Below are 13,568 nucleotides of genomic sequence, written 5' to 3'. Positions count from 1 at the left end.
CGCTCGCGAAGCCCCTTTTTTGTTTTCCGACCAAATTGTTGTGTCTTGTCAGGGGATTGCCCGGTAAACCTCTGCCCCCCGTGCTTCTGCCGGCAGGACGCAGGCCCTGAGTTGGCTTTGACGCCTTGGGGCTGAGGCCAGAGGCGCCTTGCACTCGACGTCCCGCCGATTTTCGAGGACTGAGCGCCTGTCCAATTCCAAGAGCCGATAGCAGGCAACACCAGCCGATTGCAGGCAATGTCAACCGTTAGCGGGCGATAGCAGCCGATACCATGCGTTAGCAGCCGACAAGAGCGGATAGGAGCCGATTGCATTGGATGGCAGCTGACAAGAGCCGTGAGCAGATTTTGGCAGCCGATAGCAGACACCGGCTTGGAACATGGTCCTCGGCCGGGGTATGGCGCGGTGCGCGCTCCTCTGGAACTCTTTGAGTTGAAACATGTTCGGCCCGTTCATCAGCCGATAGCAGTCGTTAGCAGACGATAACAGTCGACAAGAGCCGATAGCAGAACGAGACGCGAAAGATCGCAAAACGAAGGTTTTGTGCGGGTGTTCCGCGTCTCTCAAGAGAGCGAGCGCTCTGCGCTGCCCGAATGGGCGCAAGCACGATTGCGACTATCGCCCATTCAGGATCGCGTCCGGCGGCTCTTGCCATGTTCTTGAACGCGGCCCATGCCATGATTGCCTGGCTCATGAATTCTCCTGTTTTGATTTTGTGTTCGGATGAACCGGCCAGTCAGGAGCGGGGGGGACAAAGAGAGGTGGGAAGGGGAGGGCGCGCGCACTCATTTGGAGAGTGCCGTTCTTGGCTCTCGCCATACCCGGACATTCGCTGTCTTGCAACATGACCCGCCCTTGCGACAGAGGTGCGTCGATCACCTGGTTGGTGGCAACTGCGATGTGATCGTCTGATGTCTATTCTTTGTGGTCTCTGACATTGGGACTGAGCAGAAACGAAAAAAAACGCCCGTTCACGGGGAACGGGCGCTCTGAGTTCACACAAAGTGTTGTTAGCAGCAGAACGTCTTGGGAGGAACTTTCGGCTCAATTGAGCCTCGCCCCGCTGCTGGTATTCAAATAGCTCATCTGGATATGAGGCAGCTGTGACGAATGACACAGAAGAAGCAGTGTAAACGGTTGATGCCGTCAGATGCAGCGCCACAAACGCCCTGCTGGTTTTTGAAAGTTGGCTTTGACGATTTCTTCGCCGCCGGAATATGCGTGACATCCTTCCAGACCGGAACGCAGATCATGGCAGGGACTGATTTGAGAAAAACAGCCTCAATCAGATGAGGGTCATGAAGCCTTGTTCTGGTTTTCCGACGTCACTCCGATCAGATCTGCAAATGGATCCTCGTCGGCCTCACGTGTGAGGAAGTCTGGCAGCTCACGGGCGAGCCAATCGGAGAGGCGTCTTGTGAATTCCGGATCACTGTTCTTCTCAAGCCGGTGCAGCACGAGGGCTCCGGGATTTGTCGCAAATTTTTAACCGGTGGTTCCCTTTCGGTGGTTTGGCGTTTAGAAGCCCGGGCTGCCGTCAACCGCGTCGCCGATGGCCGGAGGAAAAGTGCCAGCACCATCGGTGCCGATTTTGCCCGGTGACAGCAGTGGGGCCTCTCGCAACATTTTTTGAAAGAACCGCTTGGCAGCATTCAGGTTGCGCTTTGCCGTGAGCAGGAAATCGACCGGATGTCCATGCTTGTCGATGGCCCGATACAGATAGCGCCATTGGCCCTTGATGCGCACATAGGTTTCATCGATGCGGACCGAGCCGCAATGCGGTTTGCGGAAGCGGCGTAGCCGTTTTTCGATCAGCGGCGCATACGCCAAAACCCATCTGTTGATGGTGCTGTGGTCTACCTTAAAGCCGCCTTCCAGGAACATTTCTTCCAGGTCTCTATAGCTCAGAGGATAACGCAAGTACCAGGACACCGCCTGGATGATCAACCAAGCCTCGAACTGCCTGCCTTTGAAGTCATCCTTCGATTGGCGTTTCAGTTTTTCAACGATGGCCCTCAGAATCATGACGCGGAACTCCAATGACAGGACCGCTCTTTCAACAGCCAAACCTCAAGGCTGAGTTAACACGAAAAACTTTGCGTCACGCCCGATCAAAGGAGACCTTCGGCCCGAATTCTAGCCGTCCGAGGTCGAAGTCCTGCGACGGGATGGTTCGCCCGAGTGTATCGGTGTAGCTCTGCTGCTCTTCGTAATAATAGGTGATGCGCGTGAATGGGCTGATCCGTGTGGTCTCGTTGAGCCTGAAGTCGCCCGTCAGCCCTCCCTGCAGCAGGAACCGCTGGGTCCGGAAATCGTCTTCGAACAGTCCGAGCGCGTTGACGCTGTTGTAGGATCGGCCATAGGTCATGATTCCATTGAGGTACAAGTTCTGGTGTGCGCGAAGGACCAAATAGGGTCCGGCCATCCAGCCGACGCCGTCGGCGGAGGTGTTGGCGCTGTCGTTGCTCTCGTCGGTGACATCGAGCTGTCCCATCACACCGAAGACCGCCCTGTCCTCGTATCGGTAGTCCAGCCCCGCGAAGAACAGACCGGTCTGACTGTCGCTGTCGCTGTTCCGGGTCACTGCATAGGTGCCCTGCGCCCAGAAATCCCAGCCCGAACGCGCTCCCCCCTCTTGCCGCGCATCATGTGTCGCCGTACCGTTGTTCCCGCTCAGGATTGCCAGCGTGTCCGCCGGCTGCGGCGCGGCCGCCGTGTAGCTCATGGTGCCGGACGAACTAAACTGATCGAAGACGGCGAATCTTTCCGGATTTACGGCGGCCTGGGAAGCTGCCGCGGTAACACCGCCTGCGGCCGGTTGTTCGGAACGGCCCCTGCGCAAGGCGTTGGCGAACGCCCGCAGCGAGAACTGGAAACTTCCGGACTGGGAATGGGGCGTCACGTTGAAATTGAAACCATTCCGGCTGGACTGTCGGCCGAATGGACCGACAGTTAGGGTTGCGACTGGCCCGGGCGGAAAGGCTCCCCTCATTGCCTTCGATCAAGGCTTTGGATCCACCCATGGCATCGTCTTTGCCGGGTCAGGCGGATACAAGACCACCTCCGTCGTCATTCCCACCTGCCTCACATATCCCGGCTCCATGGTTGTGCTTGATCCGTCAACCGAGATTGCGCCGATGGTGAGCCAAAGCCGCCACTCTCTCGATCAGGACATTTATTGCCTGGATCCCAAACACCCGGAGATTGGATTTAACGTCCTGGATTGGATCGGCCAGTTCGGAGCGTCAATCGAAGAGGATATTGCAACGGTCGCGGCTTGGCTCATGTCGGAAAAGCCGCGCCTCGCATCCGGTGCCGACGACTTCTTCCGCACCAGCGCAGAGCAGCTCATCACCAGCGTGATCGCCCACGTCGTCTTTTCCAATTCCAAAAACAGTTCCAGACAAAGATCGCTGCGTGCTGTGCGCAGCATTCTCACCAAGCCGGAAGAGAACCTGAAAGAGTTCCTGGCCGACATCCACGACACGGCCCCGAACGAGTTCGTGAAAGAGCTCGTCGGCCCGTTCATCGACATGACGCCCCAAACCTTCTCCGGCGTCTATGCCACCGCCGCCAAGGAAACACACTGGCTCTCTTACGAGAACTATGCCGCTCTCGTCTCCGGCAACACCTTCAAGACCGATATCATCGCCAACGGACACACGACCGTTTTCCTCAACATCGATCTGTCCACCCTGGAAAACCACCCAGGCATGGCGCGCGTGATCATCGGCGCATTCCTGAAAGCCGTCTACAATCGCGATGGCGACATCAAGGGCCGGGTCCTCTTCATGCTCGATGAAGCTGCCCGCCTCGGCTACATGCGCATCATCGAAACGGCACGCGACGCCGGCCGGAAATACCGCATCTCCCTTCTCATGCTCTTCCAGTCGCTCGGACAAATGCGAGAGGCTTTCGGCGGCCGGGACGCAACCTCCAAATGGTTCGAATCCGCCTCCTGGGTCTCATTCGCTGCAATCAACGATACCGACACCGCGCGCTACATCTGCGAGCGATGCGGCATGACAACCGTCGAGGTCGAACAGGTCAGTCGGTCCTCGCGCGCCGGAAGCCTAACACGAAACCGCTCCAGGCAGCTCTCTCAGCGGCCCCTCATCCAGCCACATGAAATTCTCCAAATGCGGTCCGACGAACAGATCATCTTCACAAGTGGAAACAGGCCTCTTAGATGCGGCAGAGCAATTTTCTTCAGAAGGCGCGACATGAGCGGGAAAGTCAGAAATTCCAGATTCAAAGAATGAGTGTACTGAATGATACCCAGCCAACCCTGCGTAGAAGCTACTGACATAGCGCCGCCCAAGTGTGCAGCCTGGGTGGCTCGTCTTCAAGACGATCTAGTTGCATATCCCTACTTTGCCTCTCTGTTAGGCAAACAACCCGCTGTTCGACAGCGGGTTTTTTTTGAGGAAACGCTGCGGTAAGCAGAGCATGCATGTCGTGAACACCGTAGGTCTGACGTTCATCCGTTACCCTGTGCCGCAATATGGGCCGCTTGACTAGCGAATCGGCCCGCCCCTGCCCTACTCGGCCGCCTTCGTCTGGTCCAGCTTGCGGGCTTGCTGACGAACGCGGGTTTGACCTTTGTCCAGCACCTTCAAAGTGCTCTCCAACCGTTCCATCTGCTTCGGATCAAGGCCATGTTTCCGGGAGAGTTCCTCAAATCTCTTTGGCTTTACGCCTGCGCGCATCTCCCCCAAGTCCGAGCCGAAGCGTTTTTCCAGCCTGGCCATCACGTGCCGCAGTTCGGACTTGTGCGCCTCGCTCAGCGGTCCAGCTTCCTGAATGGCTTGCGTCAGCGATTGGCTTGGCGCACTTACCTCTACCCGCGCCTTGTCGACAACGGCCTGGCGTTCCTGAGCCATCGTCTTGCGGATCCCGTGCACCACGTTGATGTGCGTCCCCACAAGAGAGTGAAGGCCGCGCTGGCCTTCGATGGCATTCTGTCGGGAAAGACGATCCTGGCGCGCAACGAGCACCCCACTCTTACCTGCAAGCCCGCTAATCTGCGACAATTCCCCGACAATAGACAGATCGTCGAGCTTGCCAGTCTCGGCAACCTCCCTGATCGCAGCCAGCACAGGCTTGGGGTTGGAGAAGACGATGCCGACCTGTTTCTCAAGCTTGGCGGTCGAGGTCTGCACCGCCTTGGAAGCGGCAAGCCGATCCTGAAGTTCAGCACGGGAAACCTCCGGGCTCAGCGTCGCAGAAGGTGCGAGAACATCCATACTCGCCGTTTTGGCATGCTCAAGTGACCGGAGAGGCGACATTCTCGCCTCGATTAATTCGGCCATGGGTTTGTCGCTGGACAGAAACCCGATGCGCTAGGCTTCATTCCATAGCTCTTTGTCGGAAGCCTTCAGACTGATTTCGTAACCGGCGTTTTCCGAGATCAGGCGCAGAAACACACGCTGCACGCGGCCATTGCTTTCAATGAAGGGGTGAGCCGCGTTGATCTCGTTTAAGAGATGAGCCGCCTTCTCAGCAAACTGACCCGGTGCCAGACCCTTAAACTGATTGGCGGCCTCGAACTTCTTGAATTCCGCCTCAAGATAGGAGCGGATGTTTTCCGGCGTCGCGATAGGAACGCCTGCATTCCGGCCTGTGGTGTATGCCCGTTCCTGACCTGCCCAGCTGTAAGCATACTGGAACAGGTGATGATGAAGGGATTTCAGGCCATCGTAGGTGAGCTGCCTGGCTCTATCGGGAATGCCAACTTTTAGCCGTCGGGTAGCGATCTTGTTTTTGACTTCTTCCAACTCTTTCCATGTTCGCAGACCAAGCTTGTTGACCGGAACGCGCGGTTCATCCCCCGGATACATGATGCGCTCATAGATCTCGCGTTCGGCCTTGTCGCGAAGTTGGCTCATTCAATTTCTCAAAATAAATATCTAGCCCTGCACATCATTCGGCGGCTTGAAGATGCCGAGTTTTCGCGAATAAAATAATTCGCTCAATTTGCTCCTCTGGCGATACACCTTCCGCATCCATAGTCGTCACAAATTCTTCGAGTTCTGGCGAGGTTTCTATGCCTTCGATTGCACCCTCAACCTCTCCTTGCTCAACACGCCACGCGACGTCTTCAGGACGGTCGGAGGCAGATCGTGAAATTCGCTGCATGTTTCCACTTCGCTCTGTCACCACAAATCCCTATTATCATAAAACATTTACAAAAGACCGGTCATCAGGCGGCATGACGCCGTTTGGCTTCGACATACTCATCATCAAGGGCGTCACACTCCTGATCGGTCAGAAATCCCGTTTCCTTGCAGACTATCAGAAACTGGGTAAACAGGTCCGGTTCGTCCCGTGAGATTTTCATTGAAACACTCGCAAAATCTTATGTTTTTATAGCAGATTTCGTCTCTCCGCGCGAGCGGATATGGGTGGAAATAGCCACATTTCTCAACGAGATACGGGGTGCGAAGCCTAAGCCTGGCGCGTCCAGGAACCCGACTTCCGCGAGGGAGGGAGCGCTCTGCAATCTGTCTTGCGGGCGTTCAATGCGCCACAAAAACGGCCGGGTCGGCTCACCCCTTCGCTCTCGCCGCTGAGGTCTCAGGAGCAGGAGGCGGCTCCTGCCCTTTCGGGACGGAACTGCGCTTCGCTTAATGATATGAATTCGAGCCTTTGCCGCTCGCAAACAGAGCCTAAATCTGCTATAAATTGGAGGTCCAAGGGAGAATTTATGTCTCACGCCGTTGCTAAAATCCGTCTGTTGAGCGCTGAAGAGCAGATTCGCGTTCTTGCCAAAAAGCACGACATCTCGGTAGCGCGCACTGCCCTTGATGATTGGGCCGATGATGTCACGCGGCTGGCTGGTGATGACGTTCGGTTTGACGAGGTTCAAGAATTGGTCGTCGCGCTTCGTCGTGCTCGCGTGGTGGACGGCGTCGAGCTGACGCGCCTCCATTCACGATATTTGGACGAGCGCTAAGCCATAAATGACGTTTGATCCGTTTGGTGATTTTGCCGTCCGAGGCTATCTGAGAAACCACGCGGCGCAAAAAGATCCTGCCAAGATCAAAGATCTCGAGCACGATTCTTTTCGCGCAAATGTCGGGCGCGCTCTTAAGTATTTGAGCCAAAGTGACATGCTCACGTTCGATGACGTGAAAGCGGTTCATAAAACACTATTCGAGGACGTTTATCCATGGGCAGGGCAGGATCGATCGCAGAATGCGCTAGAGATTCATGTCACCAAAGGCAACGTTGAGTTTATGTTCGCAAACCATGTTGGGCGAGGGGTAGAATACGCCCTTCAGCAAGGCAATGACGTTTCGTCGATGCGCGTGAGGCCGGGCGAGGTGATGGGCCACCTCGCCTATGCCCACCCATTCCTTGACGGCAATGGCCGTACGATCATGACCGTGCATTCGGAATTGTGTCGGCGAGCTGGTTTTCATATTGATTAGGGAAGGACGGAAAAGAATGCCTACGGTAGTGTCGCAAACTTTAGTCGTATTCGGAGCTCTGGCTTGTTCTTGACACAGTTATCCTGCGAGCTCTATGAACTGGCGGTAAGCAGGCACCGTGTTGCACAAAACATGAGCCGGCACGCAGGTGTCCCTTACCCATAATTTTGGCATCATAAGATACGCTCGAACGTGGGACGTCCGAGCGTATCTCATGTTGTTGAGGGCCGATAAGCAGAGCGCCGCTGATCAGCGGCGCTTTCAAAATTTATCGCCTGTATGTCAAGGTTTTGCTGTATTCGGACGTGTAACCCATGTGCGACTGCTCGTCTTTGTCATTATCCACCGCCGCGACAGCGATTGTGGGCAGGGAAAGAGCAATACAAGTAGCTACTACAACTATTTTTTTCATATCGATAATTTCTCCTATTTTTGAACATCACTTACTCAGTTAAGATATAGTGTCGCTCAGCGAACGTTTATGATGCTCGTCACTGGACGTCGACCAATTGTCAAAAGTAGTGTCCAGACCGTCATCATTCGGCGGCTTGTTCCTGGTTTGATGCCGTTGATGGGGATTGCCAACTTATTTTGTACGGTCGGCAAGATGCCCTGCTTTTGACGGACTTCAGGCGTTCATTTCGCCGATGTATTCGTTCCATAAGCCGAATGCATCAGCCCTTGCGTGCCGGTATGTGTGTTGAACCGGAATTATCCGTGGCTTGCACCGGAAACATCGGGCTTGGACCACATTAAGCGATAATGTGGATGTCCAGGAAACCAGGGTTAGGCAGACACCACCGTGTTGCACAAATCATGAATCGTCACGCAGTGGTCCCTTACCCAGAATTTGGGCATTATGAGATACGCTCGAACGTGGGACGTCCGAGGGAAGTCATCTTGCCCGGGACCGAAACGCCGATCCGGCACTCGGTTCTCTGATTGTCCAGGGTACGTGATCTTAACCTTTCCCCGATGACCGACTTCCAGCGTCCCATGAGCGTTTCCACGCGCGCTCTGTGGTTATGTCCGGTGCTCTTTTGCCAGGCCATGCGGCCATGGGCCTTGATCGCTAAAACATCCAGATCCCGCGCGGTGGGGTTGGTCTCGGCCTCAGGGCCGGGAACGGCCGTCTTCGGCGGTGGAATGATGATTTCCACATCGGCAAAGCGCTGCATGATCTCGGTCCGTGTGGCAGCGCCGTCAAAGGCACCGTCCATTGACCGGCAGGCGGAATGCGAAGCAATCTGCCGAGAGGGGGCGATAAAGCGGCGCACGGGTTCGTCAATCTGGTCCAAAAGATCCGGCACGGCCAAGGGATCACCGATGTCGTCTGTCGTCAGCTCACTGCATTCGATCTGACCTGTCTCCAGATCCAGCCCCAGGTGAAGCTTGCGCCACGAGCGGCGCCGTAGCGTCTTGCCATGCTGTGTTTCCAGCCATTCTCCGGCCCCAAAGACCTTCAAACCGGTGCTGTCCCGTTGCCTGACAGGCGATCACCATCGCCGAGAAGGGAGGACAAGGTCAGGGGAAACTGGCGCTTCGGATCGTGCCCGCGGCAAAGGCTCAAGCCCGCCCCGGCCCAGCGCGAGAGCGTGGTAAAGTCGGGAACGTCCAGTCCCAGCTTCATCAGCTGGAACAACGAGCGGACGAACCCTTGGGTTTGCCGAAGGGTCAAATGGAAAACGGTCCGGAGCTCCAGACAAGCCGTGATCGCCAGATCGGAGTATGTCCCCGGCCGACCCCGCTTGCCGGTGTGCGCCACACCCCAGTTATGCGCCACGCTTTCATCAACCCAGATTGTGGAATCCCCACGCCGGCCCAGGCTTTCCGTATACTCGGGCCAGTTCGCCACACGATGCCTGGACTTTGCAAACTTGTGCCGGCGAGAGGTGTGGTGTTTGAACGGCATTCATAAAACTTCAGAAGGGAGACAACGTCGAACACGTAGGCCACCAATCGGATTAATGCAACAACGCGAGCCAGAACCTTCGATCAGCTCATCGACGCTATCGGCGATGTCTGCGACCTATTCACAAAAGACGAATACTGAAACTTCTTAAAAGCAGCAGGATATACTTCATGAATAAATGGAAACGCAGTAATGCAACAACGCCTGTTTCATTCGGCACAACCTCGCGCGCAAAGTCTGGGTAGTAGGTATGTCTGGGCATGGTCAACAACTTGGCAATCGCCAAAATAGGATACGTAGATATGATGGGTCTTTCCTTCTTTATTTGTGGAGCTAAGCAACCGGCCCCAGCAAATAAATCATCTAGTTTAGCTGCGACCAATAAATCGAAGTCAACTTTTTGGGGGAAATTTGTATTTTTCAAACGCGGACGAAAAACTGGCAAACCCATTGAAATTTGTGATCACCCTTTTGAGCGCATCCTAAAAGCGGAAGCAGATCCAAAAAAAGTAAATGAGTTTTGGAGTAAAGAACAATTATCAGAATACCTTAAGACCCTGAATTAAAGGTATTTGAATGATATCAAAGGGTTGTGATTCAGCCGTCTTTGTCGATGTGGAGATCATCATTCCACCGCTGAAGACGGCTGTTGCCGACTCTGGGGCCGGGACTACCCCCCACCCCGCGGGATCTGGATGTTCTGGCGATCATAGCCGCATGGCCTGGTAAAAGAGCACCGGAAATAACCAGAGAGCTCGCGCGGAAGCGCAAATGGGCCGTTGGAAGGGGTGTGTCGCCTATCAAGAATCTCCGGGCGAGCCCCGAGCCGATCAGCCATTCGATCCAGCACGGTCTTCCGGCCGCGTCGATACACCCTGTCGGCAGCCTCATACCGGTACGCAAGGGCTGATGCATTCGGCTTGTGGCACGACTACACACGCGAAATGAACACCTGAAATCCGTCAAAAGCAGGGCATCTTGCCGACCGTACAAAATAAGTTGGCAATCCCCAGGTTACACATGTTGCACAAATGATTGTCCGGCACGCGGTGATGAATATTACTCCTGCTTGCTTTTACCTCGTGTATTCAGCAGCTGAATTTGTTGAATCCTATTTCAAACCCAAGAGGTATGTGAGTGCCATGATGCTTGATGCAACATGTCCCGCGACATGTCGTGTGCGGCCAAGCCCCGCAATGAAGCAATACCGCCAGCAACAAACTGTTGAGGGAGGGCGCTCACATGGGTGACATCAAAGTTCCAGGATCTGGCTCACAAGCTAGCCAGTCGGGTGCGGTGCCTCCCCAAGGAAGGGTGATAACCGGTCACTTTAATGGCAAGACTGTTGATCAGATTGTCAAGATTGGAAAGGAGAGTGATCCTGTAGGTGCCTTTAGGTATCTGTTGCGATTGGCACAAAATAAAAATAGCGAGGCTATAGAGGCCCTTAGAGGAGCGGCTCTGACGGCGCCTCTTAAACCGCAATGTACATTTAGTGCACTCGCTAAATCAGCAATGCCAGCAATACCAGCAATACTCACTAAATTAGATAAGTCAGAAAAGTTAGCACGAAATGCGGCAGAGCAAAAAGAGAGCGACGAGGGCGGCTCTGTCCGGCAAGTCGGCCCCTCTCTTGGGACACGACTAGATAGATACAATGCTCTAATAAAACTGCTAAAGTCTGAGTATCGCTGTAGGACCGATCCGCTACGTGATGACACGAATCTCCTGACAGGAAAAGCCAAAGTAGGCGAGGAAACCAGCCTGACGTTTTCGCAGTTTCACGAAAAGTTAGAAGAAAAGGGTGTCGCCAAAATAGCTGTTGCTTGGTTTAAGGTATTGGCAGAGTGCAAACTTAGACCTGAAGAACGGATCAAACAGCAAACCGAAGAACGGATCAAAATCCAGACTGCATTGGTCAAAGCTTTAAATAAGTTAAAACGAGCATCTATTTACGCGTTAGAGCAAATACGCGAATCCAGATTCTCAGAAAATAGCACAAAGTTCTTTGATTTCCTGAGGTACTTTCGTAACACTGATGAAAAGCTTATGTTGCTGATGTGTGAGTTGCTATTGCTGTTTCCTGGTGCGTCCATGAGAAGATGTTATAAACTGGCTCATACACTTGATGCCGAGAGCATGAGGCGGCTTAAAGAGCTGAAACAGCTGTTTGAAAATGGATCCCCTAAAAGTCTTTCTAAGGCGGCTTGCAAGCTGGATGGTGAAGGCATGGGGCGGCTCAAAGAGTTGAAAAAGCTGTTTCCTAATGCGTCCTTCAAAGAGCTTGTTGTTGTAGTTGAAATGTTTAATGACGCGGCTGTGGGGCGGCTCAAAGAGTTTAAAAAGCTGTTTCCTAATGCGTCCTTCAAAGAGCTTGTTGTTGTAGTTGAAATGTTTAATGACGCGGCTGTGGGGTGGCTCAAAGAGTTTAAAAAGCTGTTTCCTAATGCGTCCTTCAAAGAGCTTGTTGATGTACTTAATTGTCTTGATTACGCGACTATCGGGCGGCTCAAAGAGTTGAAAAAGCTGTTTCCTAATGCGTCCCTTGAAGAGCTTTCTAATGAAGCTCGTTGGCTTAAGGCCGGTGGTGTGAGGCGGTTCGAAAAGCTACGAGAGCTGTTTCCTGAAGCGTCCTTCAAAGATCTTTCAACATGGTTTGGCTCACCACGCAAAAAAGGAATTCGCCAGACAAAACCCTCCAACAGCTTTCAAATAAGAGCTAATGGAATTGACTCCAACCTTTGAACCCCTCGATTTCGAGCGGCAATGATCTTGTCAGGATCGGCCTTCCAGACGATTGGCTTGGGCTCGTTGGCGTTGTACTCTCGGATGAAGCGTTTGATGGCTTCCTAGCGATCAACGATGGAATGAAAGACGCCGTTTTTGAGCTGCCGCCGGCTCAGTTTGGCGAAGAAGCCTTCGACGGCATTGAGCCATGAGGAAGGGGTTGGCGTGAAGTGGATCGCCTCATCCTTGGGCATTTCGCGCTAGATCAGATTGAGAAAAGGGATGGGGGTTGCGTAGTTGTTAATCTGGTTTCGGTTTGGTAGATCGCTTTAATAATTCAGAGTTCCGTTTTCCCAGGTCGATCATCTTCTACGCAGTTTGGGCGTATCAGCGTTTCGCGCTAAGTATCGCAGATGTTGAAGACCTTCTAGCGGAGCGCGGTATTCGTGTCAGCCGGGAACCGATCCGCAACTGGGTGAACCGGTTTGGTCGGTATTTCGCGCGCTGCATTCGCCAGGACCGGCCCAAGCCCAACAACAAGCGGCACCTTGATGAGATGGTGATTGTCATTGGCGGTGTGAAATACTGGCTCTGGCGGGCGATTGACGGCAATTTCCAAGGAAAGTAATGCAAGAAATATCTTTTAAATCGAACTTTTCCGTTAGGTCGTATAAAGCCACGGACATATTCCGAGTAGCGGATTTAATTGCAGAGCTTCAGGTGTTTCATGATCTGAGCGTGCAGGACCGAGAAGACATTTTATGGGACCTGAACAATATTCCAGCATCGTTTGAAGTTTGGGTTGTCTGCGATGCTAATGATATTCCGGTTGGTTTGGCAATGTGCGCTTCCATTCCTGGGCCGGGGATAAAGGCCGGTCTATTTTTGAAGGAGATTTTTGTATCTTCTAGCTATAGAAACCATGGGTTAGGTAAGATGCTAATCAGAAAAGTTGTTGCATCCGCTAGAGATAGAGGAATGCTTCGAATCGATTGGCTTGCCTCAGCAGACAATAAAAAAGCCCATGATTTTTATAAGCAAATTGGGGCCAAAGACTGTGATTCAGTAGTATTTTTCAGGATAGATAGCCCAATTTTAGATAACTTTCCTGATTTGTGAGCGGTAGAGCCGCAAATTTTTTGTCGTAGTCGGAACTCTGGCTTTGTCTTAAGGGGAATGCCATTGAGCTATGATTGAATCTGGTGTTCGGGCGATTTGAATGACGGCATTGGGTAATCGTCCTCAAAAACCAACGGGTTGAAAATTTGACTTCTCCGGCCTTTGATGCGCTTGGAGAACGAGATGAAGAAGTCACGATTTACGGAAAGCCAGATCCTGGCCCTTTTGAAGCAGGGCGAGAGTGGCGTTCCTGTTGCTGACCTTTGCCGGGAGCACGGGATCAGCAACGCGACCTATTACATCTATGGACAGCTCTCCCGATGCAAGGTTTTTGAGATCTGATCGAAGCCGGTATCTGGGTGCCAACATCTATCCGG

The 13,568-nt window shown here is 53.4% G+C and carries 13 protein-coding genes and 6 pseudogenes; 8 read left to right on the top strand and 11 right to left on the bottom strand.

Going from position 1 to position 13,568, the window contains the following annotated elements:
* Positions 1 to 472 precede the first annotated feature (472 nt).
* The 4 genes and pseudogenes from FIV00_RS03205 to FIV00_RS03190 form a co-directional block, all read right to left on the bottom strand.
* The gene (locus FIV00_RS03205) at positions 473 to 694 is read right to left on the bottom strand and encodes a hypothetical protein (protein WP_152499443.1); all 222 of its coding nucleotides are present in this window, start codon (positions 692 to 694) and stop codon (positions 473 to 475) included.
* A gap of 602 nt (positions 695 to 1,296) precedes the next feature.
* Positions 1,297 to 1,467, bottom strand: a pseudogene (locus FIV00_RS30520) (mobilization protein); the annotation flags it as partial.
* Between the two features lie 69 nt (positions 1,468 to 1,536).
* Positions 1,537 to 2,025, bottom strand: a pseudogene (locus FIV00_RS03195) (IS6 family transposase); the annotation flags it as partial.
* A gap of 76 nt (positions 2,026 to 2,101) precedes the next feature.
* On the bottom strand, positions 2,102 to 2,902 hold the full coding sequence (locus FIV00_RS03190; protein ID WP_173005858.1) for an autotransporter outer membrane beta-barrel domain-containing protein: 801 nt from the start codon (positions 2,900 to 2,902) through the stop codon (positions 2,102 to 2,104).
* 64 nt (positions 2,903 to 2,966) lie between these two features.
* On the opposite strand from FIV00_RS03190, the pseudogene FIV00_RS03185 reads away from it, so the two are divergent.
* Positions 2,967 to 4,262 (top strand): annotated as a pseudogene (locus FIV00_RS03185) (type IV secretory system conjugative DNA transfer family protein); the annotation flags it as partial.
* Positions 4,263 to 4,541: 279 nt separating this feature from the next.
* On the opposite strand, the gene FIV00_RS03180 reads toward FIV00_RS03185, so the two are convergent.
* From FIV00_RS03180 to FIV00_RS29530, 4 genes are all read right to left on the bottom strand, one after another.
* Positions 4,542 to 5,288 carry a BID domain-containing protein gene (locus FIV00_RS03180; protein ID WP_152499441.1) on the bottom strand — a complete coding sequence of 249 codons (747 nt, stop codon included), beginning with the start codon at positions 5,286 to 5,288 and terminating at the stop codon, positions 4,542 to 4,544.
* A gap of 54 nt (positions 5,289 to 5,342) precedes the next feature.
* Positions 5,343 to 5,888: a Fic family protein gene (locus FIV00_RS03175; protein WP_152499440.1), complete on the bottom strand. Its 546-nt coding sequence runs from the start codon at positions 5,886 to 5,888 to the stop codon at positions 5,343 to 5,345.
* 34 nt (positions 5,889 to 5,922) lie between these two features.
* Positions 5,923 to 6,138: a hypothetical protein gene (locus tag FIV00_RS03170; RefSeq protein WP_152499439.1), complete on the bottom strand. Its 216-nt coding sequence runs from the start codon at positions 6,136 to 6,138 to the stop codon at positions 5,923 to 5,925.
* Positions 6,139 to 6,202: 64 nt separating this feature from the next.
* Positions 6,203 to 6,340: a hypothetical protein gene (locus FIV00_RS29530; protein WP_173005856.1), complete on the bottom strand. Its 138-nt coding sequence runs from the start codon at positions 6,338 to 6,340 to the stop codon at positions 6,203 to 6,205.
* Positions 6,341 to 6,706: 366 nt separating this feature from the next.
* On the opposite strand from FIV00_RS29530, the gene FIV00_RS03165 reads away from it, so the two are divergent.
* The gene (locus FIV00_RS03165; protein ID WP_247649334.1) at positions 6,707 to 6,955 is read left to right on the top strand and encodes a hypothetical protein; all 249 of its coding nucleotides are present in this window, start codon (positions 6,707 to 6,709) and stop codon (positions 6,953 to 6,955) included.
* Between the two features lie 7 nt (positions 6,956 to 6,962).
* Positions 6,963 to 7,433 (top strand): Fic family protein, encoded by a 471-nt coding sequence (locus FIV00_RS03160; protein ID WP_152499438.1) that lies wholly within the window; start codon positions 6,963 to 6,965, stop codon positions 7,431 to 7,433.
* An 857-nt stretch (positions 7,434 to 8,290) separates the two neighbouring features.
* On the opposite strand, the gene FIV00_RS30200 is transcribed toward FIV00_RS03160, so the two are convergent.
* Positions 8,291 to 8,899, bottom strand: coding sequence for a transposase (locus FIV00_RS30200; RefSeq protein ID WP_247649333.1), 609 nt, complete (start codon positions 8,897 to 8,899; stop codon positions 8,291 to 8,293).
* Entirely contained in the window at positions 8,896 to 9,345 is a 450-nt protein-coding gene (locus tag FIV00_RS30195; protein WP_247649332.1) for a transposase, read from the bottom strand. Before FIV00_RS30195 ends, FIV00_RS30200 begins: the two co-directional genes overlap by 4 nt.
* A gap of 260 nt (positions 9,346 to 9,605) precedes the next feature.
* On the opposite strand from FIV00_RS30195, the gene FIV00_RS03150 reads away from it, so the two are divergent.
* Complete coding sequence (locus tag FIV00_RS03150) at positions 9,606 to 9,911, top strand: hypothetical protein (RefSeq protein ID WP_152499437.1); 306 nt, start codon at positions 9,606 to 9,608, stop codon at positions 9,909 to 9,911.
* Positions 9,912 to 10,587: 676 nt separating this feature from the next.
* The gene (locus FIV00_RS03140) at positions 10,588 to 12,090 is read left to right on the top strand and encodes a hypothetical protein (protein ID WP_152499436.1); all 1,503 of its coding nucleotides are present in this window, start codon (positions 10,588 to 10,590) and stop codon (positions 12,088 to 12,090) included.
* Here the strand turns inward: FIV00_RS03140 and FIV00_RS30190 are convergent.
* Positions 12,054 to 12,305 (bottom strand): annotated as a pseudogene (locus FIV00_RS30190) (IS630 family transposase); the annotation flags it as partial. The gene FIV00_RS03140 and the pseudogene FIV00_RS30190 overlap by 37 nt on opposite strands.
* A gap of 83 nt (positions 12,306 to 12,388) precedes the next feature.
* On the opposite strand from FIV00_RS30190, the pseudogene FIV00_RS03130 reads away from it, so the two are divergent.
* The 3 genes and pseudogenes from FIV00_RS03130 to FIV00_RS03120 form a co-directional block, all read left to right on the top strand.
* Positions 12,389 to 12,685 (top strand): annotated as a pseudogene (locus FIV00_RS03130) (IS6 family transposase); the annotation flags it as partial.
* A gap of 14 nt (positions 12,686 to 12,699) precedes the next feature.
* Positions 12,700 to 13,191: a GNAT family N-acetyltransferase gene (locus tag FIV00_RS03125; protein WP_152499435.1), complete on the top strand. Its 492-nt coding sequence runs from the start codon at positions 12,700 to 12,702 to the stop codon at positions 13,189 to 13,191.
* Positions 13,192 to 13,374: 183 nt separating this feature from the next.
* Positions 13,375 to 13,491 (top strand): annotated as a pseudogene (locus FIV00_RS03120) (transposase); the annotation flags it as partial.
* Between the last annotated feature and the right edge of the window lie 77 nt (positions 13,492 to 13,568).

Origin of the sequence: Labrenzia sp. THAF82, assembly GCF_009363435.1 — a bacterium.
GTDB lineage: Bacteria > Pseudomonadota > Alphaproteobacteria > Rhizobiales > Stappiaceae > Roseibium > Roseibium porphyridii.
The sequence above is the reverse complement of the archived record's forward strand: the minus strand, read 5'-3'. Positions and strand labels throughout refer to the sequence as shown.